General features: G+C 38.3%; 17 protein-coding genes. 9 read left to right on the top strand and 8 right to left on the bottom strand.

Annotated features, from left to right (window positions below; genetic code table 11):
* Positions 1-192 precede the first annotated feature (192 nt).
* Complete coding sequence (gene prfA, locus QM481_RS19950) at positions 193-1,263, bottom strand: peptide chain release factor 1 (protein ID WP_166552359.1); 1,071 nt, start codon at positions 1,261-1,263, stop codon at positions 193-195.
* A 405-nt stretch (positions 1,264-1,668) separates the two neighbouring features.
* Here prfA and QM481_RS19945 point away from each other — a divergent pair, with 405 nt between their 5' ends.
* Together QM481_RS19945 and QM481_RS19940 are read left to right on the top strand one after the other, a co-directional pair.
* Positions 1,669-1,824, top strand: coding sequence for a hypothetical protein (locus QM481_RS19945; RefSeq protein WP_166552360.1), 156 nt, complete (start codon positions 1,669-1,671; stop codon positions 1,822-1,824).
* A gap of 198 nt (positions 1,825-2,022) precedes the next feature.
* Complete coding sequence (locus tag QM481_RS19940) at positions 2,023-2,643, top strand: hypothetical protein (RefSeq protein WP_166552361.1); 621 nt, start codon at positions 2,023-2,025, stop codon at positions 2,641-2,643.
* A gap of 80 nt (positions 2,644-2,723) precedes the next feature.
* Here QM481_RS19940 and QM481_RS19935 read toward each other — a convergent pair whose 3' ends face one another.
* Positions 2,724-4,208 (bottom strand): GH3 auxin-responsive promoter family protein, encoded by a 1,485-nt coding sequence (locus QM481_RS19935; protein WP_283383037.1) that lies wholly within the window; start codon positions 4,206-4,208, stop codon positions 2,724-2,726.
* Between the two features lie 38 nt (positions 4,209-4,246).
* Complete coding sequence (rnhB, locus tag QM481_RS19930) at positions 4,247-4,819, bottom strand: ribonuclease HII (RefSeq protein WP_166552363.1); 573 nt, start codon at positions 4,817-4,819, stop codon at positions 4,247-4,249.
* A 284-nt stretch (positions 4,820-5,103) separates the two neighbouring features.
* Here rnhB and QM481_RS19925 point away from each other — a divergent pair, with 284 nt between their 5' ends.
* Positions 5,104-7,587: an OmpA family protein gene (locus QM481_RS19925; protein WP_283383036.1), complete on the top strand. Its 2,484-nt coding sequence runs from the start codon at positions 5,104-5,106 to the stop codon at positions 7,585-7,587.
* Between the two features lie 313 nt (positions 7,588-7,900).
* On the opposite strand, the gene QM481_RS19920 is transcribed toward QM481_RS19925, so the two are convergent.
* Positions 7,901-8,608, bottom strand: coding sequence for an MIP/aquaporin family protein (locus QM481_RS19920; RefSeq protein ID WP_166552365.1), 708 nt, complete (start codon positions 8,606-8,608; stop codon positions 7,901-7,903).
* Positions 8,609-8,930: 322 nt separating this feature from the next.
* Here QM481_RS19920 and ruvB point away from each other — a divergent pair, with 322 nt between their 5' ends.
* Together ruvB and QM481_RS19910 are read left to right on the top strand one after the other, a co-directional pair.
* Complete coding sequence (gene ruvB / locus QM481_RS19915) at positions 8,931-9,956, top strand: Holliday junction branch migration DNA helicase RuvB (protein ID WP_283383035.1); 1,026 nt, start codon at positions 8,931-8,933, stop codon at positions 9,954-9,956.
* Positions 9,957-10,165: 209 nt separating this feature from the next.
* Positions 10,166-10,813 (top strand): DUF2306 domain-containing protein, encoded by a 648-nt coding sequence (locus QM481_RS19910; RefSeq protein ID WP_283383034.1) that lies wholly within the window; start codon positions 10,166-10,168, stop codon positions 10,811-10,813.
* A gap of 314 nt (positions 10,814-11,127) precedes the next feature.
* Here the strand turns inward: QM481_RS19910 and QM481_RS19905 are convergent, their stop codons facing one another.
* The gene (locus QM481_RS19905; RefSeq protein WP_283383033.1) at positions 11,128-12,465 is read right to left on the bottom strand and encodes a dihydroorotase; all 1,338 of its coding nucleotides are present in this window, start codon (positions 12,463-12,465) and stop codon (positions 11,128-11,130) included.
* A 106-nt stretch (positions 12,466-12,571) separates the two neighbouring features.
* Positions 12,572-14,566 carry a CHU_0125 family OmpA-like outer membrane integrity protein gene (locus tag QM481_RS19900; protein WP_283383032.1) on the bottom strand — a complete coding sequence of 665 codons (1,995 nt, stop codon included), beginning with the start codon at positions 14,564-14,566 and terminating at the stop codon, positions 12,572-12,574.
* 613 nt (positions 14,567-15,179) lie between these two features.
* On the opposite strand from QM481_RS19900, the gene QM481_RS19895 reads away from it, so the two are divergent.
* The gene (locus QM481_RS19895) at positions 15,180-17,060 is read left to right on the top strand and encodes a pseudouridine synthase (protein WP_283383031.1); all 1,881 of its coding nucleotides are present in this window, start codon (positions 15,180-15,182) and stop codon (positions 17,058-17,060) included.
* Positions 17,061-17,238: 178 nt separating this feature from the next.
* Here the strand turns inward: QM481_RS19895 and QM481_RS19890 are convergent, their stop codons facing one another.
* Positions 17,239-18,165: a helix-turn-helix domain-containing protein gene (locus QM481_RS19890; protein ID WP_095166228.1), complete on the bottom strand. Its 927-nt coding sequence runs from the start codon at positions 18,163-18,165 to the stop codon at positions 17,239-17,241.
* Positions 18,166-18,600: 435 nt separating this feature from the next.
* Positions 18,601-19,761: an acyl-CoA dehydrogenase gene (locus QM481_RS19885; protein WP_283383030.1), complete on the bottom strand. Its 1,161-nt coding sequence runs from the start codon at positions 19,759-19,761 to the stop codon at positions 18,601-18,603.
* Positions 19,762-20,372: 611 nt separating this feature from the next.
* Between QM481_RS19885 and QM481_RS19880 the strand changes: the two genes are divergently transcribed.
* The 3 genes from QM481_RS19880 (at position 20,373) to QM481_RS19870 (ending at position 23,047) form a co-directional block, all read left to right on the top strand.
* A complete protein-coding gene (locus tag QM481_RS19880) occupies positions 20,373-21,398 on the top strand; it encodes a rod shape-determining protein (RefSeq protein ID WP_095166233.1) in 1,026 nt (341 codons plus the stop codon).
* A 219-nt stretch (positions 21,399-21,617) separates the two neighbouring features.
* Positions 21,618-22,493, top strand: coding sequence for a rod shape-determining protein MreC (gene mreC, locus QM481_RS19875; RefSeq protein WP_283383029.1), 876 nt, complete (start codon positions 21,618-21,620; stop codon positions 22,491-22,493).
* Between the two features lie 116 nt (positions 22,494-22,609).
* Entirely contained in the window at positions 22,610-23,047 is a 438-nt protein-coding gene (locus tag QM481_RS19870) for a hypothetical protein (RefSeq protein WP_205691006.1), read from the top strand.
* The last annotated feature ends 80 nt before the right edge of the window (positions 23,048-23,127 follow it).

Below are 23,127 nucleotides of genomic sequence, written 5' to 3'. Positions count from 1 at the left end.
TCACCAAAGCTCATCTCTGAAAGCCGATACCTGAAAGCCTAAAGCACAAAAATTAAATTTTACCCGCAATAGGCATGAAGCTATATGCCATAAGCAAAAAGTATTTCTCAATATCATGCATATAATTTTTTGCCTAATGCCTACGGCTTATAGCCTAGAGCGTATTAATGCTATTTTATTTTGCATTCATACTTAAACAGCTCCCTCTTTCAATTTCTCTGCATTTTCAGCAATACGAAGGTTATCGATAAAATCGCCAATTTCACCATCCATTACTACAGGAAGGTTATAAACTGTATAACCAATACGGTGGTCGGTTACACGACCTTGCGGATAATTGTATGTACGGATTTTGTCAGAACGGTCACCTGATCCTACCATCGAGCGACGGTTACCTGCAATAGCCGACTGTTGTTTTTCTAATTCAATTTCATAAATACGTGAACGCAATACCGTCATTGCTTTCTCAAAGTTTTTGATTTGAGAACGCTCATCCTGACATTGTACTACCAAACCTGTTGGAAGGTGAGTTACACGTACCGCCGAATAAGTGGTGTTTACTGACTGACCACCCGCACCCGACGAACAGAAGGTATCTTTACGAATATCGTTCATGTTGATTACAACATCTACTTCGTCTGCTTCGGGAAGTACCGCAACAGTTGCTGCCGAGGTATGGATACGACCTTGAGATTCGGTAGCAGGCACACGTTGTACACGGTGTACACCCGACTCAAATTTCATTTTACCATATACATCTTCGCCTTGTACACTTACGATAATCTCTTTGTAACCACCAGACGAAGCTTCGGTAAAGTCCATGATTTGGAACTGCCAACCTTGGTTTGCGCAAAAGCGTTGGTACATACGGAAAAGGTCGCCCGCAAAAATACCAGCCTCGTCGCCACCTGTACCAGCACGAACCTCGAGAATGATATTTTTAGAATCGTTAGGATCTTTTGGAATTAGTAATTCTTTCAATACACTTTCCATTTCGTCTTTTTGAGGCAAAAGCTCTTCTAATTCAGCTTTAGCCATATCACGAAACTCTTCATCTTTTTCAGTAGCAATTACCTCTTTTGCAGACTCGATATTCGATAATACGTTTTGATAATCTTTGTATTGATTAACAATCTTTTCGAGGTCTTTATATTCTTTACTAATCGTCTTGAATTTCTTCATATCCGAAACGATTTCTGGTTGCGTAATTTGTTGAGCAACCTCTTCAAAGCGTTCTCGGATGGCTTCTAGTTGTTCTATCATTGGTTGTGGATGTTATATGTTTTATGAGCCAGTGAAGGAATAGTTAACTGTTTTGTGTTCTGACCCAATTTATATTTCTCATTTTCAGGGTGCAAAGATACAAAATTCTTTCCCATAAAATAGGGGAAAAATGTGTGGTTATTGTCTAATGTACAGATACCTGCAAAAGAAAAGATGATTCTCTTGAATTTTGGTTCGTTAGAGATACATTTTTTCCTTCAGCTACACCTATTGGCTTTTGATTTTAATACATTGAAATAAACCTCCTAAAGATACATTTGTCTAATTGATACTAACTTCTTAATTGACTATCAAATATTTAAAGCTATGGAAAATCTAAAATTCAAAAAATATGGCCTCTTATTGGCTCTATTGATAGGACTTGCAACATTAGTGTCATCGTGTGTGACCCATGTACGCGGATATGATTATGGTTATCGCAGACCTTATTATGGTCGTCCAGCATACAGATATGTAGTTCCCCCTCCAAGAACTGTCATTGTTGTCCCAGACAGAGGACATTCACGCTACTCATACCGAGGTAGACGTGGCAGATGGTAAAATACGATTGTGGATTGGGAATGTCTGATTTCGGAAATAAAGTCAAATACTTCTTTTTACAGAATAAGTAATCAGTTTTGCCGAATGCCTACAGCCAAAAACTAAAACAAAAAAGCCTCTAAATCAATAGAGGCTTTTTTGTTTACTAGACTACGCTCTGTAGTATATTTGTAAAATGGCAAAACCATCGATATCGCAATGAAAAAACTAACATTTGGAATTGGGCTATTAGCCCTCATTACAGGCTTACAATCTTGTGATTTTAGCAAGAGAGTTGATACAACTGCGGCTGTAAAAGAACTCAAAGAAAGACAGGTAAAACGTATCAATAGCGCACAAATTACAGCGCAAGTAGATGATTGGGGGAAAAAAATAACACAGGATTTAAACAAAAGTTTAGTCAAAAATATCCTCGATGTTCGTGTTATCGATTCTTTGCAAAAAACGTATCGTATTGGTATCGAAATCGGAAGCCCAATCAAATTACAAAATCCAGCGTTGGGCAAAAAAGTGAATGAAATATTAGATGCGTATCAATACAATGCCGAAAATCATTTGCCTCAGATTGATAATATTCAAATGAGCGAAGACCAAGAACATTTGTATTTTACCTCTCCAGTTGTATTGGAAAATCAATTGAAAGGTATTTCAAAAACACAGTTGCAGGAACTTGTGACAAAAACAAAAATTGATAGTTTAGATTCTCGCAAAAAAGGAGATTTATTAGGTTTGTGGGTAATCAAATTCTCTAAAAAAGATGTGATTAGATTGGTAGATGTAAAGCAACTAAGCAAACTCAACACCAAAATTGAGCAATAGCAGCAGATATGACTAAAAAGACAGAGGCACAAAGTGATATTACAACTTTGTGCCTCTGTCCCTGTTTACTTTCCCCTTACTTATATCTCATCCGCAATTTTACGGTCATTCGACAAGCGAGGGACTTTATTTTGACCTCCCAATTTACCTTGAGACTTCATGTAGTCGATAAAGGCATTTGGCGCTAAGGCTCTGATTTTGAGTCTTTGCAAAATATTTCCCGTAATCAAATCGTCGTAGTAGACGTTGAGCTGAGTAAGTTTTTCATCAAGATCATGAGCAAAAGCTTCAAGGTTGTTTGGTACTTTCGCAAACTCTATCAACCATTCATGATAAGGCAAACCACCTTCTGGTGGTGTTACTTGTGGTGCAACCGTAAATTCTACTAATTCTACTTCAGGGTGTTTTTGCATCGCATATTGCATGGCCTTTTCTACCTCTTCGCCAATTACGTGTTCCCCAAAAGCAGAAATAAAGTGCTTGATACGTCCTGAAACCACAATACGGTATGGATCGAGAGAAACAAATTTGACCGTATCTCCAATCGAATAGCCCCACAAACCTGCATTGGTATTCATAATGAGGGCATAATTTACCCCTAACTCTACTTCACCAATATGTAACCTGCGAGGGTTTGGTTTGAAATAATCTTCTGCTGGAATAAATTCGTAAAATACCCCAGAGTTTAAAAGCAATAACAATCCTTCTGCTTTTTGAGAATCCTGATAAGCGATAAATCCTTCCGAGGCGGGATAGGTTTCGATAGAATCTACTTTTTTGCCAATAGATTCAAATAATTTGGCACGATAAGGCTCAAAATTTACCCCACCATATACAAAGACTGAAAAATCAGGAAATACATCTTTGATTTTTTTGCCAGTACGAGCCTGAATACGGTCAAAGTACATTTGTACCCAAGGTGGAATCCCCGAAATCAAGGACATATTTTCAGGAAGTGTTTCATCAATAATTTTATCAAGTTTGGCTTCCCAATCGTCCATGCAATTGGTGTCATAGCTTGGTAATTGATTACTTCTCAAATAATCAGGCACATGGTGGTTCACAATCCCCGATAAACGACCTACATGAATACCATGTTTCATCGTCATTTCGGGCGAACCAGAAAGGAATATTAATTTTTTGTCAAGAAATGAAGAATTGCCTGTTTCGTGGACATAACTCAATAAAGCATCACGAGCGCCATTGATATGAAATCCAATAGATTCTTTCGAAATAGGAATGTATTTTACGCCAGATGTTGTGCCAGATGTTTTGGCAAAATATAAGGGTTTGTCTGGCCACAAAATATCTGACTCGCCAGCTACGACTTTCTCCACATAGCTTTTTAGTCCTTCGTAATCATGGATAGGTATATTTTGCTTAAATTGCTCATAATCATTGATTTCTGAGAATTTGTGGTCTTTGCCAAAAAGCGTACTCGAAGCTTGTTGGACCAACGACTTCATGAGGTTTAGTTGTGTTTCAACGGCATTTTTCTCCCATTTTTTTCGTTGATTAATCACAAAAGCAGCAAAAGGTTTTGCCAAAAAGGCTCTTATTCCCATAATAATTCTTGAAAAGTGCGTAATGAAATTTATTCAATTTACATCTTAAATGTCATTCGGTGCAAGGGGGTTGTTCCAAATTCCTGAATAGCCTTACGATGTTTGGGGGTAGGATACCCTGCATTTTGTTCCCAACCGTAATGTGAGTAAGTTTGGGCCAATTCTGTCATCAAATCATCTCGAAAAGTCTTAGCTAATACAGAAGCTGCAGCTATACTGAGAAATTTGGCATCACCTTTGACAATACAAGTATGAGGAATCATCGGATAGTTAGGAAAACGATTTCCATCTATCAGCAAATGTTCTGGTCGTATTTGCAATTGGTCAACTGCCAAATGCATGGCCTTCATACTTGCCTTGAGAATATTTATTTGGTCGATTTCGATATTAGATACTTCTGCCACTGCCCACGCCAAGGCATCGCGCTGAATGTCTAAACGAAGTAATTCACGTTGTTTTTTGCTGAGTTGCTTCGAATCATTTAAGAGTTCGTGTTCGTAATATTTGGGTAAAATTACTGCCGCCGCCACCACAGGACCAGCCAAACATCCACGTCCAGCTTCGTCGAGCCCTGCCTCGATTAGAGATTCATTGTAAAAGCTTTTGAGCATAGTCTTTGCATTGTTGAGATACAAATTTATAAAACTATCTCAATTCCCTAGAGCTTTGAAGCAGATTATGCCTTAAACTACCCCAAATGGCAGTTTTTGGTAAAAGTATAACCCCCATTTTCGCCATAGATTCATGAAAAAATAAGGTTAATCATATAAGAAAAATCCAATCCTTGCTTGGCATGATTTATGCTTTAATTGGATTGGGAAGGTGTTTTCAATCGATTAGAAATGAAGATTCTAGGCCTTTTGAGGCACTTCTTTTACAACCCCCCATTAACACAATGCCTAAAGTTAAAAAGAAATTATTTGTACTGATTTTGAGCCTGATGCAGAGTGCAACTGTTTGGTCTCAAAATAGTAATTCCTTACTCAAAGATGCTACTCGACATTTTGAGGTGTCTAGTTTTGTGACTGCGATACCCAAATTTGAACAAGTTCTTCAAAATAACCCTCAAAAACTTAGTACTTCCGAACGTTTGTCTGCGCTTTTACAACTGGCTTACAGTTACAAAGCCGTAGGTAAATTTGAAAATTCGGAGCAAACCTACCGTAAAGCATTTGATATTCCTGCCACAATTTCAGGTGACCAACTGAAATCGTATTTGTATTTTGCACAAGTTTTAGTACAAAATAATAAATTCAAGGAAGCGCAAGAATGGTTTGAAAAGTACAATAATTTGTCGGCTTCCCTTCGCGACGATGCACGCCAGTATCAGCCATCAACGGTAGCCAGAATATCCAATGACCCTTTTACCCAAAATGGCAGATATTTGGTCGAATACCTTGATTTTAATACCACCCGACCAGAGTTTAGTCCTATGTATTTTAAAAATGGATTAGTTTTTTGTTCAGGAAAAGGCACAGGTAGCAGTTTGGTTGGTAATAAAGGCTTTTTGGATTTGTATTACATCAGCGATATTAATAAAGTTACGGGTGTTTCGGAAGAAGCATTAAATGCTCCCAAACAAAAAGCTGTCAAAACAGGACCTTCAAAGCTAGGAAAGGATTTTTACACAAGGGTAACCGCCAATGACTCCAAAACCGTTAACTATTTTGAGTCAATTCCAGCTGAAACAGTAGTGTCAAAACCAACGACTAAAGGGCAAATAGCAGAATCAGAGGTTTTTAGTAAAACATTAAATACTAAATTTCACGAAGGACCAGCTACTTTTAGCAGTGATTTTTCAAAAATTATTTTTACTAGAAATAACTTCAATGAAGGCTCTCAAGGTAGAAGCGAAGATAATGTAACCAAATTAAAGTTATATATCGCCGAGCTAAGTGAATCAGGTTGGAGCGAAGCAACGGAGTTACCTTTTAATGGAGATGATTTTTCGACAGCGCACCCTGCTTGGTCAAAAGATGGTCGTTATTTGTACTTTTCTTCCGACCGTAAAGGTGGACAGGGCGGTATGGATATTTGGGTCGTAGAATACAAAGACAGCAAATGGGGAACGCCTGTCAATCTGGGTAAAGAAGTAAATACGAAGGGTACAGAAGTCTTTCCGTTCGTAGACGAAAGAGGTAATGTTTATTTTGCTTCAGATGGCTTGAAAGGCGCTGGTGGATTAGATATTTTTATCGTATCTACTCAAAACGGACTTCCTAACCGTTCACCGTTGAATATTGGAGAACCTTTTAATTCAGAAAATGATGATTTTGGTATTATCACTGATGGGCAGAGGTTAAATGGATACTTTAGTAGCGATAGACGAAGAGGTGACGACGACGATATTTATCGTTTTACTAAAACACCAGATGTATATGATTGTCGCCAGATGTTGCTAACAATCGTGGAGGGTGAAACCAAAACTCCTATTGCTAAGGCAGAAGTGAGCCTTTTGGCAAAGGGAGGTTCAGAAGAAAAGCTGCTAACCAACGAATCTGGACAAACACAATTTTGTGTCAATCGTGATACTGATTATGTGATTTCGGTAAAAAGAGAGGGCTATAATACGAATGTATTAGGGTTTTCGACCAAAGGAGAATCTGATAATGCTCCTTCTGCCATGGATATTCCTTTACGAAAACAAGGTGGTCCTATTGTGACGCAGCCAGAGGTACAACCTAAAAATACTCCTCCTGTAGAAATCGTTCAACCAACTGATACCACTAAAACTGAAAAAGTATCACAGTTGAAAGGGATTGTTAAAACCGAAATCGAGAAAACTCCCATTGAAGGCGTACTCGTAACTTTTATTAATGAGTGCGATGGTTCCAAACAACAAGTAATTACAGGACCCGACGGGGTATATGCTTTTGATATGGAAGAGGGTTGTGATTATACCCTTGAAGTATCGAAAGACGGTTATGGAACTACTGTTAATAAAATTAGTAAAGTAATTAAGAAAGCTAAACCAAAGGTGGTTTCTCAAGATTTAGGTTTGTTTAAAGAAGGAGACTTAATTACTATTGACAATATCTATTACGATATGGGTAGTGCCAAAATTAGAAAAGATGCTGCTCGAGAATTAGATAAACTCGCCGCAACTTTGATGAAAAACCCAAGTATGATTATCGAATTAGGCTCTCATACTGATAGTAGAGGCGACGCTCAGGAAAACCTCAATTTATCTTCAAAGCGTGCGCAAGCCGCTGTTGATTATATTGCTAGCAAAGGTGTTGAACGTAATAGAATGTTAGCCAAAGGATATGGCGAATCATTATTGGTAAATGGTTGTTCTGATGGCGTTAGTTGCACCGAACGTGAACATCAAAAAAATAGAAGAACCACTGTAAAGGTCATCAAAGCCAAAACGGAATAGAAGAGAAGGTGTAAAAAATATGTTATATCATCCCTAATCGAATGAGTGATTATTTTAAAATTTGTAACAGTAGAGACGCAATGATTGCGTCTCAAGTCAAATTAGATATAACATAGGAGTATCAGCATAAACATGAGCCATTCCTAATTTCAACATTTAGGTTATTTCTTAATTGCTTATCAAAAAGGCGTTCGAAATTAGTTTTTCGAACGCCTTTTTTGATATTATCATTCAAAATGATCTCTCTTTAGACACAAACATTGCGTCTCTACTAGTAAAATTTAATCACTTATTCGGTCAATCACTAACTCACTCAAAAAGTAAGCTGAGCAATCACTAGTCCGCCGATAATAGCACCAATGATAGGACCTACTACAGGCACCCAAGCATATTGCCAATCAGAACCACCTTTACCCGCAATGGGTAAAATCGCATGAGCAATTCGAGGCCCTAAATCTCTAGCAGGGTTAATCGCATATCCTGTTGTACCACCTAATGACAAACCAATAGCCCAAACTAATAAACCTACTACGTAAGGTCCTAATTGATTTGGTACACTTGGTAAAGCCCCTAGAACAATAATGAGCAAAAGTGTTCCTAATAGCTCACTCATTACGTTGGCGATAGGTTTATTGATAGCGGGAGATGTCGAAAAACAAGCCAGCTTCAAACCAGCATCTTCTGTTTTTTCCCAATGTGGATGATAGTGAATCCATACCAATGTTGCTCCCAAAATTCCTCCTAAAATCTGAGCCAATATAAATGAGCCAGCATTTGACCAGTCGCCAGATTTACAGGCCATGGCTACTGTTACGGCAGGGTTGAGGTGTGCCGCTGGACTCCCAAACGCCGTAGACACAAAGATTCCTATGGTAACTGCCATTGCCCAACCAGTGGTAATGACCATCCAGCCAGCGTTTTCGCCTTTGGAGTGTTTAAGTAAAACATTGGCTACTACGCCATTGCCAAGATAAATTAAAACCGCTGTTCCGATTAGTTCGCCAAGAAAAGCTGAATGCATAGTCAAATAGTTTGATTTAGATGATTGGATAGTTGAATATAAGTTGAGTTTTGCAGGGAATAGTGATTAGACTTTTTCTTATAAGCAAGATTATTTGCCGAAAGCCTACATCTGAAATTCAATTCCCTAAACTTTACATTACTAAAACATAAAATATCTTTTATTTACTTGTACAAATAAAAGAAAAATTTAATTAAAAGGTAGGCTTTGAAATGGGAATCGTGGGTATTTAATTTGCCTTGATGTTTAACTTTCGAAAAAGCTGTATTTTTGAGTGAAAACACTAGAAACGAAATATACCCCTTGAAAAAGGATTATTGATATGAGAGAAGATTATTTGAAAGGTAATAAGGAAAACCTTTCATCTGTGGAGAAAGAAATCGAACGTGCCTTGCGTCCGCTTTCGTTTGATGATTTTACAGGACAAGATAAGGTATTAGAAAACCTTAAGATTTTTGTAACGGCTGCCAAACAAAGGGAGGAAGCCCTCGACCACGTATTGTTGCACGGTCCTCCTGGATTGGGTAAAACTACGCTATCGAATATCGTGGCCAATGAGTTGGAGGCAAATATCAAAATTACCTCAGGACCTGTGCTCGATAAACCTTCTGATTTGGCAGGTTTGTTAACCAATCTCCAGCCGTTTGACGTTCTGTTTATTGACGAAATTCACCGACTGAATCCCATTGTAGAAGAATATCTTTATTCTGCGATGGAGGATTATAAGATTGATATTTTGCTAGATTCTGGACCAAATGCTCGAAGTGTGCAAATTTCCCTCAATCCATTTACCTTGATTGGCGCTACTACGCGTGCAGGTCTGTTGACTGCGCCTTTGCGTGCTCGTTTTGGTATCAATGCCCGTTTGGAATATTATGATGCCAAATTATTGACCACAATCGTACAACGTTCTTGCCATATTTTAGATATGCCTATCGACGACGCAGGAGCTTTTGAAATTGCTCGTCGTAGTCGTGGTACACCACGTATTGCCAACAATCTTCTCCGTCGTACACGTGATTTTGCTCAGGTAAAAGGTAATGGTCGTATTACGGTAGATATTGCAGAAATGGCATTGTCAGCACTCGATGTTGACCAAAATGGTCTTGACGAAATGGATAATAGAATTTTGTCGACCATTATCGAAAAATTCAAAGGCGGTCCTGTCGGACTTTCGACCATCGCTACAGCCTGTGGCGAGGAGGCCGAAACCATTGAAGAAGTATATGAGCCATTCTTGATTCAAGAAGGATTTTTGAAAAGAACTTCTCGTGGACGTGAGGCTACCGAAAAAGCGTATGTTCATTTAGGAATTGTACCAAAGTATCGTGCTGGCGAGCTGTTTTAAAGATAAGGTCGAAAGAAAATCACTTCTTTCGACCTTGTTTTTTATCCCTAAATGCTACCAAACTCCCCTCAAATTGTCAAATTTCCCATTTTTTTGCTCCCTACCCCTAAGATTTGTCCTTCCATGATAGGAGCCTTTACTTTGTGTCATCGGTTCCACAACGGTAACCTCACAAATTGAAATTCTTATTAAAAATCTCTCAATACATCATGGAAAAGTTTCTTACAGCAGTTTTGATTTTACATATTGTTTCTGGTTTGACCGCTTTAGTAGTTGGACTAATAGCGATGTTTACGCCTAAGGGAAGTCCTAAACATACACTTTGGGGACGTATCTACTATTATGCAATGATGTTGGTGGCTATCACAGCGGTATTGAGATTCAAAAATGAAACACGTTTAGTTTTCCTGACTTGTATTGCGGTATTTAGTTTCTACAATACTTTTACAGGTCGTCGATTGGTGTTGGTGGGTCGTAAAAATAATTGGCAAGCACAAGACTGGGGGGCTGCATTGATTACAGTAGTTTCAGGTATTGTCATGATTGCTTATGGAGTGTGGGCTTATCAACAAGGGATTACTTTTTACTTTGTGCTATTCGGTTTGTTTGGTTTGTTCTCGTTGATTATCGCTATTTCAGATATTTTGACATTTATAGGAAAAATCAATCAACCTTGGATGCTCAATCATATTAGCCGTATGGGAGGTTCTTATATCGCTACGGTAACAGCATTTTTGGTAGTGAATAATCATAATGTATTACCGTCACTAGTAGCTTGGATTGGTCCAGGCGTAATAGGAGGTGTGATTATAGGTAGAGTAAGAAGAAAATATAAGCTAAAAATGCAGAAAGCTTAATTTGGATGAATAGGCTTGAAGTGGGTTTATCCGAAAATAAAAAATATAAGTCGTTCCAGTAAAGATCTCTTATTTGTGTTTAATGGAATTCATTGGGTTGATTATCATGCTTTTCAATTAGAGTGCGACTTAAGTCGCACTCTAATTGAAAAGTACTCAAATGTTAGTATTTATTGAATATTACCAAAACAGGCGTTCGAAAACTCATTTCGAACGCCTGTTTTGATAATGTATTTATGAATGATACAGTTGTAGATTTAAAGAATAATCATTCAACCACTAAATCATAATTCACTAAACTGGAAATAACATTTCTAACGTTCAAACAAAAGTCTTTGACCTGTTTTACTTTCGTCGAATGTGCCGTTTTCGTAAGCCAAGTGTCCTGATACAATCGTATGGGTCACTTTAGAACGAAGTGTAGTACCTTCTAGTGGTGACCAACCGCATTGGTATAGTACGTTTTCTTTCGATACTGTTACTTCTTCATTCAAGTCTACCAATACCAAATCTGCCCAATAACCTTCACGGATATAACCTCTTTTCGAGATTTGGAAACAGTCTGCTACAGCGTGAGACATTTTTTCTGCGATTTTTTCTAAAGAGATTTTACCTTCTTTATAAAACTCTAACATCAACTGTAATGGGTGCTGCACCAAGGGCAAGCCCGAAGGTGATGACCAATAAGGATTTTGTTTTTCTTCCCAAGTATGTGGCGCATGGTCGGTTGCAATCACGTCGATGCGGTCATCGAGCAAGGCTGCCAACAATTGTTGTTTATGACCATCAGCTTTTACGGCAGGATTACATTTGATTTGGTTGCCCAATGTTTCATAATCACGAGCATCAAACCAAAGGTGATGAACACAAACCTCCGAAGTGATTTTCTTATCTTTTAAGGGAATATCATTACGGAATAAATGCGTTTCTTCGCCTGTTGTGATGTGAAGAATATGCAAGCGAGCACCATGTTGTTGAGCCAACTCAATCGCCATTGAAGACGATTTGATACAAGCTTCCACATTACGGATTTCAGGATGAACTCTTGGGTGTGGATTATCTCCGTATTTCTCTTTGTAAAGCGCCGAATTTGCACGAACAGTAGCCTCATCTTCGCAGTGCGTAGCAATTAAAGTTGGGCTATTCGAGAAAATATTTGTTAACGTTTTCTCATTATCTACCAACATATTTCCTGTTGATGAACCCATGAAAACTTTGATACCACAAATATTTTGAATATTAGTTTTGAGAACTTCCTCAATATTGTCGTTTGAAGCACCCATATAAAAAGAATAGTTCGCCAAAGAGGTACGAGCTGCAATGTCGTATTTGTCTTGGAGTAATTCTTGAGTAAGGGCGTTCGGAACGGTATTAGGCATTTCCATAAAAGTGGTTACGCCACCCGCCACACCTGCACGAGCCTCAGAATGAATACATGCTTTGTGGGTAAGACCTGGCTCACGGAAGTGCACTTGGTCGTCGATTACGCCTGGTAAGAGGTATTTGCCTGTCGCATCAATGGTTTTGTCGGCTGAGATTCCGCTTAAATTAGTGCCAATTTGGTCGATAAAACCATCTTTGACTAAAATGTCAGCAACTTGAATTTTGCCTTCGTTGACAACTTGAGCATTGAGGATTAGAATAGAGCTCATGGAGGAAAAAATTAAGGAGTTATGAGTGTGGCAACAAAATTACCCATAACTCATAACTCCTTGCTAATTTTTTGTAAAAAAACTCAAGAATAAGATTTCTACGGCTCTATTTTACTTCCAATACCTTAAACTCTGTACGACGGTTCATTTGGTGTTCTTCTTCGGTACACTCTACGCCGTCGGCACATTTGTTAACCAACTGTGATTCGCCATATCCTTTGGCTACGATACGAGCGCGTGAGATACCTTTCGAAATAATATATTCAACCGCAGAATCAGCACGGCGTTGACTTAATTTTTGGTTGTAATCCGTCGAAGCACGTGAATCCGTATGCGAACCTAACTCCAATTTAATAGTTGGGTTATCTTGTAATATCTGAACGATTTTGTCCAACTCCACACTCGCATCATTGCGAATATTTGATTTGTCTAGATCGTAATAAATGGGGGCAATATGGAAAAGTTTCGTGATTTCTTTACCAACTTCTGGCTTATCGAGAGAGATATTGACGTAGTAAGTCGTATCGTTTTCGGCTTTAGTCAATTTTTCTAAAGGAACTTCTTTTCCAATCATGGTAAAAGGCTCACGCTTGATAAAGTAACCTTTTTTATCTGTTACAAGCGTATATGACTTTCCTGCCTCAACTCTGATTTTACCAAAACTGCCATCAGCTTTAGTAAAGACTTCTTCCAATGCTTGTTGGCTTTCGTTGTCCAAAATAGCTACACGTACCGAATCTAACCCTTCATTTTTAACGTCGCTCACGACGCCTGCCAAAAGGTAACGAATGGTTTTCTTAGCGGGATCTTTTTGTGCTACAACAGGAGGGGTTTCTTGGTATTTTTTGCCTGGCTGAGTATTTTCATAATAGTAGATATCGTCGTCACCTTTACCACTGTCACGATTTGAGGCAAAATAGCCTTTTGTAGAATCTATCGCTACAAGTCCAAAATCATCAAATCGAGAGTTGAGAGGCAAGCCTAAATGCTCTACCTGAATTTCTCCATTTTTACGAGTAGCTATATATAAATCCAAACCACCTAAGCCTGGGTGTCCGTCAGAAGCAAAATATAACTTTCCATCGGCAGATACATAAGGGAACATTTCATCGCCAGCCGTATTGATGTCGGCCCCCATATTGATCGCACGCCCAAAACGACCTGCATTGTCAATATTGGCTCTGTACAAATCCAAGCCACCCTTACCTCCAGCACGGTTTGAGCTAAAATACAAGGTACGACCATCATTAGAAAACGACGGGCTACCATCCCAAGCCAATGAGTCAGAGACAGAAATCAATTCTGGCTCACTCCAAACACCATCATTTAACTTAGAAATATACAAGTCTACATCTGGAGATTGGTCTGAACGCTTTCCTGTATTACCACGAGCAAACACCATTGTTTTGCCATCACGTGTAAAGGCTGGAGTGCCTTCATTGGCATTATCCTTAAAGATATTGGTACTAAACAAGCGAGGAGTTCCTACTTCAGTTGGGCTATTGAGTGGAGCACGATAAAGACCAAGATAAGGTAAGCCATTGTTTTTATAGGTTAACTCTTTGCGAGAAGCCGTAAAAATCAAATCTTTATCAATCAAAATTGGAGAAAATTCTGAGCCAGATGAGTTGATACTTACAGGTTGAATCTCGATAAAAGTCTTTTTGTTGGCAAGTGCCAAAACTTCAGGAAGCATATCTAACTCAGCAATAGCTTTGTTTTTGAACTCCTTGCTAGGTACGCCCGAAAGATATTTCTCAAGGTTTTTGGCGGCATCCTCATATTTGCCTTGGGCTTTTTGTGCATAGGCTAAATGGAAACGAATATCGTTTTCACGACTACCGGCCGTCAAGGCTTTCTCATAATATTCGCCTGCCTGAAGCATGCGGTTAGAAAGACGATATGACTCAGCAATCAAAAATGCGGATTTGGCAGTTTCGTAATTGGCAGAGCTCGATTTTTGAAACTCCTTGATTGCCAATTCATATTCTCCGTTTTCAAACTTTTTCTGTCCTTTCTTAAACGACTGTAAAGCCGAGTTACAGCTCCCGAGCATCAATACTGTGGACAATAAGTATATTGAGGTACGAAGTTTTTGCATATAGAAATAGATTTTTTGTAACGGCGATAGGCTTTAGGCCACTTAAATTAGAAAAGAATTTTAAACTTTTTGTTTATTTCTTACAGACTTATTTTTGGTAAAGACACAATCCAAGCAAAAATCGTTGACAGCTTATGTAGAAAAAGGAAAAGTTTTTACGATACAACTATATTCCTCTTGGACAAGAAACAACATTTACGCTAAGACCGTGATTTTCATTTAATAAGTAAGGAGCTAGATGCCCATGATATTGTTTTTCAACAATATCATAACAAGACAATCCTAACTATTTACGAATTTAGGTACTTTGACCGTTTATTAAACGAATTTTAGCTGAAAATGATTGTACTTATATGATATAAGTATTGTTAAACCTTTCAGAATGAGTAAAATAGGGGTTTTTGAAAAATATAAAAAATTGTACTTTCAAAAGTTGGGATTTATCATAAAAAATATTGTACCTTTGCACCCCGAGTTTAATAGTTAGAATGATAAGTGTTCTAATAGTCAGTAGGTTACAAGGCTATGGCCTTTTGTTTTTATTATTAAACAAAACGAAGTTTAATAATTTGATTACAGCAGTGATGTTGCAATTTTTTAACAAATCAAAAAGATGAGAAAGAGAATTCAAAAAGAAGAATTTAGTCCTGAAAGAAGAGAACAGTCACGTACGAGAAGAGAAGAATTAAAACGTGAATTAAGAGGTGAAGCTCCTGCTAAAAACGAGCGCTACTCAGATAAAAAATCATTTGACTCAAACGAGTCGCGTCCTGCCCGCAAAGATTTCAAACCAAATTTCGAGAAAAAAGATTTTAATCGTGACGACTCACGTCCACGTCGTGAAGGTGGCTTCAATGGCGAAAAGCGTGAATTCCGTCCAAAATTTGAAGATAAAGGTCGTGGCTTTGAAAAGCGTGACTTCAACCGTGACGACTCACGTCCACGTCGTGAAGGCGGTTTCAATGGCGAAAAGCGTGAATTCCGTCCAAAATTTGAAGATAAAGGTCGTGGCTTTGAAAAACGTGACTTCAACCGTGACGACTCACGTGGTCCACGTCGTGAAGGCGGTTTTAATGGCGAAAAGCGTGAATTCCGTCCAAAATTTGAAGATAAAGGTCGTGGCTTTGAAAAACGTGACTTCAACCGTGACGACTCACGTGGTCCACGTCGTGAAGGCGGTTTCAATGGTGAAAAGCGTGAATTCCGTCCAAAATTTGAAGATAAAGGTCGTGGCTTTGAAAAACGTGACTTCAACCGCGAAGACTCACGTCCACGTCGTGAAGGAGGATTTGATGGTGAGAAACGTGAATTCCGTCCAAGATTTGAAGATAAAGGTCGTGGCTTTGAAAAACGTGACTTCAATCGCGAAGACTCACGTCCACGTCGTGAAGGAGGATTCGATGGAGAGAAACGTGAATTCCGTCCAAAATTTGAAGATAAAGGTCGTGGCTTTGAAAAACGTGACTTCAACCGCGAAGACTCACGTGGTCCACGTCGTGAAGGAGGATTTGATGGTGAGAAACGTGAATTCCGTCCAAGATTTGACAAAGATGCTCCACGTAACGAGCGCAGAGAAGAAGGTTCGGAAAGAAAACCAAGAACGGAGAGATCTGAAAAAACTTATGGTTCGGCAAAAGCAAACTTTGGAGGAAAAAAAAACCTCTTCAAAGCACACCGCCCGCAAGAAGAATCAGATAAATGGACGCCAACCTACCGTTTAGATAAATACAAAGAAACGGCACCAAAGAAAGTTCAAAAGCAAATTGAGAAAAGTGAAAGCTCTTCATCTTTAGTTCGTTTGAACCGTTATATTGCTAACGCAGGTGTATGCTCAAGACGTGAAGCTGATGATTTGATCAAAGCTGGCGAAATCAAAATCAACGGAAAGGTTGTAACAGAAATGGGTTATCAGGTAAAACATGGTGATATTGTAAAATATGGTAACCGTAAGTTGAGCCGTGAGAAAATGGTATATCTGTTGTTGAATAAACCGAAAGACTTTATCACAACTACCGAAGACCCAAATGAACGTAAAACAGTGATGGATTTGGTGTCTAATGCTTGCCAAGAGCGTATTTACCCAGTAGGTCGTTTGGATAGAAACACTACAGGTTTGTTGTTGTTGACAAACGATGGTGAATTGGCTGACAAATTGACTCACCCATCAAATGAAATTACAAAAGTGTATCAAGTTGAGTTGGATAAGCCACTTACTACCGAACATTTTGATGCGATTTTGAAAGGTGTTACTTTGGAAGATGGTGAAATCAAAGCTGATGAATTAGCAATTGTAACACCAGATAACATGGTAGTAGGTATTCAAATTCACTCAGGTCGTAACCGTATTGTAAGAAGAATTTTCGAATCATTGGGTTATGAAGTATTGAAACTTGACCGTACCACCTTTGCAACCTTAAGCAAAAAAGACTTGCCAAGAGGTACTTGGAGATTCTTGACAGAACAAGAAGTAATCAAGTTGAAATATTTTGTGTAGGTTCGTTTGAGATTATATCTATTGAAAAGGCGGTATCGATTTACTTCGATACCGCCTTTTTACTTTTAATACCTTAAAGGCATATTTATCGCAAAGAAAAAGCCCCTGATAAAATCAGAGGCTCTTATATAATTTTGAAAGTGAAATCTTGTACCGTATAAGCCGACAAAACTTGAAATTACAAGTTCATTAATGATTCGCGACGACGCATCTTTCCTGCTGGAATACCAAACATCATCTTGAAACGACGACAGAAGTAAGCAGTATCTTTATAACCTACCTCAGCGCCAATAGCACGAATCGACTTTTTAGAGGTACGCAACAAACCTACAGCGGCTTCCATACGTTGGTATTCGATATAATCTTGAGGGTTGATACCCGTCAACATTTTGAAATACTGTCCTACGTAATCTTCTGATACGTTCGCTACGTTTGCCAATACTTTGTTTGACAAGTCGCCACCGATATTGTCTTTGATATAAGCAAAGATGTCTATCAAACGTGGATCTTTGAAGTAAGTACTGTTAGTGGCTAATTGCTCAACAAACAAACGGTTTTTGATGATATAACGAATAATCTCGATAACGATTTCTTCAGTCTTTATCTTGATTACACGTCCTTTACCCAATACATCACACATATCTTCTTTCAAGATTTCGTTGATCATGTGAGCCAACTTATCGTCTCTCTTGATCAAGAAAGGAGGAATGTCTAATGAAGTAAAGAAGTTTACCGAATCAAATACTTTTGCTTCGAAAGCTACTAAGCCAAAAGAGTTTTCAACTTGACCAATTCTAGCTGGTTCAAGATTTGGCTCAAAGTACAACTCACGATGAGTCATGAACTCTTCGTTAGATACAATCTTAGGTTTGTCTGCGTTACCATAAGTTAATGATAGCATCTTTCCACCTGGGATAAAGAGCATATCGCCAACCTCTGCATGAACAGCTTCCTCACCAAATGATACCTCACCGTTGTACAAAATCAAGAGTGTGTTTTCTACGTCGTAAAAGTTCTTGATTCTGATTGGTTGTAATATTCTAATGTTACGAGACTTGATGAACTTAACACCAAGGGACTCTATGATTTTATTATAATCTTCCATTTCTGCGGCTTATTTTCTATAAATTGAAAACAATGATAGATAAATTTAGGACAAAACTAATAAATCGCATTAAAATTCCAAAATATAAATAAAAAAAGTATCAGGATTTTTTTTGTATAAATTCTCCATACTAGGCTGATTATTATTGTAATATCCTAAGAAGATGCTTTTTTGATAGGCTAAATGAGTGTTGGAAATATTTGAATATTTCATAGTTTTTGTGTTTTTTCAAGATAATCGGCAAGAAAAGTAAAGATTTTGAGCCAAAAAATACCAAAAAGAGGTGTATTTACGCTAAAAGCAATTTGAGGCATGAGATTAATGTAATCTTTATAAAAAAAGTACAAAAAAAGCCGCCGGGTTCTGACGAAGTGACCCAACGGCTTTAAAATTTGACTCAAATTTTTTTAACAACTTTAATAAACCTGTAATATGTTACTTTAATAATTCTCTGGCAATCACAATTTTCTGAATTTCGGAAGTACCTTCATAAATCTGTGTGATTTTGGCATCACGCATGAGTCGCTCAACATGAAACTCCTTCACAAATCCGTAACCTCCATGTATCTGTACCGCCTCTACGGTTGTGTCCATTGCCACTTGTGAAGCAAACAGTTTGGCCATCGCCGCCGACTTAACATAGTCTTGGTGATTGTCTTTCTCCAAAGCTGCTCTTAAACATAAAAATCTTGCGGCGTCGATTTGGGTTGCCATTTCAGCAAGCTTAAATTGAATAGCTTGGTGCTCGGCAATAGGTTTACCAAATGTTTTACGCTCCTTAGAATATTGTAAAGCCAATTCATACGCTCCCGAAGCTATCCCTAATGCTTGCGCTGCAATACCAATACGACCTCCATTGAGCGTAGACATCGCAAACTTAAATCCAAAGCCATCGGGTCCAATGCGGTTTTCTTTAGGAACCTTTACATCGGTAAACATTAACGAGTGTGTGTCTGACCCACGGATTCCCAATTTGTTTTCTTTCTTTCCAATCTGAAAACCTTCCATTCCTCTTTCCACAATGAGGCAGTTGATGCCTCTATGTCCTTTTTCGGGATGCGTTTGTGCTATGACCAGATAGGTATTGGCACGACCGCCATTAGTAATCCAGTTTTTTGTACCATTGAGCAAATAATAATCGCCCATGTCTTCGGCAGTAGTATGCTGGGAGGTTGCATCCGAACCAGCTTCGGGTTCGGAAAGGGCAAAAGCTCCAATATGCTGTCCTGAGGCTAAAGGAACCAAATATTTTTGTTTTTGTTCTTCTGTGCCAAAAGCTTCCAGCCCATAGCAAACTAGGGAATTATTGACCGATACCATTACCGAGGCGGAAGCATCAATTTTGGATAATTCTTCCATCGCCAGCACGTACGAAACCGTATCCATACCACCCCCGCCATACTCTGGCGAAACCATCATTCCGAGGAAACCCATTTCGCCCATTTTTCTGACCAATTCCTCTGGAAAAAACTCCTTTTCATCACGTTCAATTACACCAGATAGGAGCTCTGTTTGAGCAAAGTCTCTAGCGGCTTGTTGTACGGCTAAATGTTCTTCTGTCAACTGAAAATTTAGTCCATTTAATGCTGTTGTCATAGTTTAAAATAAAGTTTAATTGATGATCAATTGATTGAACGGTAATACAATCAAGACTCAACCTATCGTTTGTTATTATAGCTTGAGAATCTGTTACATAAGTGTGTAGCTATTGATAGGTATTTGGTATTTTAAATACCTTATATATAATGATTCAAATATAGTAAAAGGTATGCGTGCATACTATTTTTTCGAAAAAAAAATTTCCGATAGATTTTTTTGAAAGAGAAGGGTAAAATCTCCAACTTTCTCTCTAATTTTGCACTTTTACAAGAAAATGGTCGTATAAGAGAGTTTGTGATAGTCTAAACTTTTCGATAACTTGCAGAAAAACGAGTAGTTATTGAGGATTTTGTGGCGATATGACATTCTGGTATTGATAACAAATCCAAGTACGTTATCAATACAGGCAAGAAAATCGAGCTATAAGACACTAGGAAAGGAGCGAGGGCGTAATTACTCGATACAGCGACATTGCGTGAGTGAATTTGTAATAGAGACAAATCGGGTGTATTATACCAAGCTATAAACCTAAGTGTATTACCACTAATTGATTTTAAAAGTATAGTAGAGTTTAAAGATTTTAAAACAAGCCAAGAAGAACTAATAAAATGGGATTATTTAGTTTCCTTACATCCGACATTGCTATTGACTTGGGTACGGCTAATACCCTTATCATTCATAAAGATAAAATTGTGGTTGACGAGCCTTCAATCATCGCTTTAGACAAAGCTACCAACAAAGTATTAGCGATTGGTAACAAAGCGATGCAGATGCACGAAAAAACCAATGAAAATATTAAAACAATTCGTCCTTTGAAGGATGGTGTAATTGCAGACTTTACGGCTGCCGAATTGATGATTCGTGGTATGATCAAGATGATTGATACTGGTAGTCGTTTCTTCACACCTTCTCATCGTATGGTTGTTTGTATTCCATCGGGTATTACCGAGGTAGAAAAACGTGCTGTAAAAGACTCTTGTGAGCATGCAGGTGCTAAAGAGGTGTATATGGTACATGAGCCTATCGCAGCGGCAATCGGTATCGGTATTGATATTGAGCAGCCAAACGGTTCAATGATTGTTGATATCGGTGGTGGTACTACTGAAATTGCAGTTATTGCTCTTTCGGGTATCGTTTGTGAGGCTTCTGTTCGTATTGCGGGCGACGTATTTACACGTGATATTGTAGATTACATGCGTCGTGAGCACAACTTATTGATTGGTGAGCGTTCAGCTGAGTTAATCAAAATTGAAGTTGGTTCGGCATTGCCAGAATTAGAAAACCCTCCAGCAGATTACGAAATCCGTGGTCGTGACTTGATGACAGGTATTCCAAAAGAAATTAAAGTAACGTATTCTGAGATTGCTTATTCTTTGGATAAATCTATTTCCAAAATTGAAGAAGCAGTAATGAAAGCCCTAGAAGTATCTCCTCCTGAGCTTTCGGCAGATATTTACCATAACGGTATTCATTTGACAGGTGGTGGTGCCTTGTTGCATGGTTTGGACAAACGTATTGCTAATAAGACTAAGCTTCCTATTCATATTGCAGATGACCCATTAAGAGCGGTTGTAAGAGGTACAGGCGAAGTGCTGAAACACCTCGACCACTACAAGCCGATTCTAATTTCGTAATAATAACGATTTAGGATAAAGTGAATGGGAAATAGCTTAGCTCAATTTCTCATTCACTTTTTTGTTATAGAGCGATAGAAAAATACCCATTTGTTGTAAATAAGTTTATTTATAGTTTTGAACTTTTAGAAATCAGCAATCAAAAGAATTCAACTGACGAATGCTCAAAGCTGATAGCTCAAAGCTAAACTCACGAAACCCCTTACTCTTCAAAAAGAAATGTATAGACTATTTCAGTTCATTTCAAAGCAACGAGCTTTCATTGTGTTCGTACTTTTGGAAGTACTGAGTTTGTGGATGTTTTATTCATATAATAATTACCCCAACGCTGTTTTTTTCAATACAACTAATTACTACGCAGCCAAAGCTCTCGAAACATCCAATTCTATTGCCGTGTATTATAACCTTCGCAATGTCAATCAGGATTTGGCGACGGAAAACAAGCAATTGCGTGAAATGGTGTTGAAGTTACAAGCTCAACAGTTGGTACAGCCTAAGGTAAATTATAAAGCAGACTCTATCGTTGCCGCTCGTTTTCAGCCAATCGTTGCTAAGGTAACGGAGTTGACAACCAATCAGTTCAATAACTATATCACCATCGATAAAGGTACTGCCGATGGCTTGGCACCTGGTATGGGGGTAATTTCTTCAACGGGTGTAGTTGGTAAAATCAAATCCTGTTCTGAGCACATGTCACGCGTAATTTCGGTATTACACTCCGAATATACGATGTCTGCCAAGATTAGACGAAATAACGAAATTGGTTCGGTAAAGTGGGATGGAAAAAATCCTGAGCTTTTGGAAATGACAGATGTTTCTCGCTACAAATCAGTTAAACAACGAGATACCATTGTGACTTCCGATTACAATTACGTATTCCCAGCAGATATTGCGATTGGGTATGTGACAAAAGTTGGTGTAAAGAAAGATATGACTTTTCATGATATTCAGTTGAAAGTGGCAACTAATTTCAACACACTCTCGTATGTTTACGTAATCAAAAACAGATTAGAGAAAGAAGTGAAGCAATTAGAGGAAACACCTGAGAGTAAAACTCCTCAGACTTCAAAAGCGCCACAAACAACTAAACCATAAGTAGAAAAGGAGCCATCCACTCTAATCGAAAATTAAGAACCAAGTAAATGACTCTTCGAAATATAATCCCAGAAGTTTTAACTTTTATATTCTACTTGTTGTTACAAGTGTTTTTTGTGCGACAGCTTGTTTTCTTTGATTACGCATTTTGCTTTTCTTATGTAGCAGCTGTTTTATTGTTACCATTTGAAACAAGTCGTTTGCAATTGGTGCTTTTAGGTTTTGTAGCAGGTTTATTTGTAGATATATTTTATAATACCGCAGGAGCCAATGCGGCAGCAACCACTTTGATTGCGTACTTGCGTCCGTCAATTATTACGTTGCTAACGCCACAAAGGGGATATGACGAGCGTCAAGTACTCACTTTGCGTTCGATGGGCTTTGGTTGGTTTATTTCTTACTTAGGTATTCTTACACTGATTCACCACTTTGTTTTGTTCATGTTAGAGGCATCTGATTGGGGCTTGTTCTTTCAGGTGATACTCAAAGTCTTAGCTAGTATTATTTTCACTAACACTGTTATTATTATTCTGCAATTTTTCAGAAAAGAATAAAGGAATATCTTGAAAAACAGTTGTTTGTTTGGATTTCGCGAGTCGTCGGTAGAGCTTAACACTTTCAATATTACTCCTGC

The sequence above is a fragment of the Flectobacillus rivi genome (genome assembly GCF_030056655.1).
Lineage (GTDB): Bacteria > Bacteroidota > Bacteroidia > Cytophagales > Spirosomataceae > Flectobacillus > Flectobacillus rivi.
Note: the sequence above shows the minus strand (reverse complement) of the source record. Positions and strands in the feature narration are given on the sequence as shown.

Coding starts and splice junctions, on each gene's coding strand:
- QM481_RS19940 (WP_166552361.1), top strand. CDS start 2,023: ATGAAAAAACTAACATTTGGAATTGGGCTATTAGCCCTCATTACAGGC.
- ruvB (WP_283383035.1), top strand. CDS start 8,931: ATGAGAGAAGATTATTTGAAAGGTAATAAGGAAAACCTTTCATCTGTG.
- prfA (WP_166552359.1), bottom strand. CDS start 1,263: ATGATAGAACAACTAGAAGCCATCCGAGAACGCTTTGAAGAGGTTGCT.
- QM481_RS19890 (WP_095166228.1), bottom strand. CDS start 18,165: ATGGAAGATTATAATAAAATCATAGAGTCCCTTGGTGTTAAGTTCATC.
- rnhB (WP_166552363.1), bottom strand. CDS start 4,819: ATGCTCAAAAGCTTTTACAATGAATCTCTAATCGAGGCAGGGCTCGAC.
- QM481_RS19905 (WP_283383033.1), bottom strand. CDS start 12,465: ATGAGCTCTATTCTAATCCTCAATGCTCAAGTTGTCAACGAAGGCAAA.
- QM481_RS19920 (WP_166552365.1), bottom strand. CDS start 8,608: ATGCATTCAGCTTTTCTTGGCGAACTAATCGGAACAGCGGTTTTAATT.
- QM481_RS19935 (WP_283383037.1), bottom strand. CDS start 4,208: ATGGGAATAAGAGCCTTTTTGGCAAAACCTTTTGCTGCTTTTGTGATT.
- QM481_RS19910 (WP_283383034.1), top strand. CDS start 10,166: ATGGAAAAGTTTCTTACAGCAGTTTTGATTTTACATATTGTTTCTGGT.
- QM481_RS19885 (WP_283383030.1), bottom strand. CDS start 19,761: ATGACAACAGCATTAAATGGACTAAATTTTCAGTTGACAGAAGAACAT.
- mreC (WP_283383029.1), top strand. CDS start 21,618: ATGTATAGACTATTTCAGTTCATTTCAAAGCAACGAGCTTTCATTGTG.
- QM481_RS19880 (WP_095166233.1), top strand. CDS start 20,373: ATGGGATTATTTAGTTTCCTTACATCCGACATTGCTATTGACTTGGGT.
- QM481_RS19925 (WP_283383036.1), top strand. CDS start 5,104: ATGCCTAAAGTTAAAAAGAAATTATTTGTACTGATTTTGAGCCTGATG.
- QM481_RS19900 (WP_283383032.1), bottom strand. CDS start 14,566: ATGCAAAAACTTCGTACCTCAATATACTTATTGTCCACAGTATTGATG.
- QM481_RS19895 (WP_283383031.1), top strand. CDS start 15,180: ATGAGAAAGAGAATTCAAAAAGAAGAATTTAGTCCTGAAAGAAGAGAA.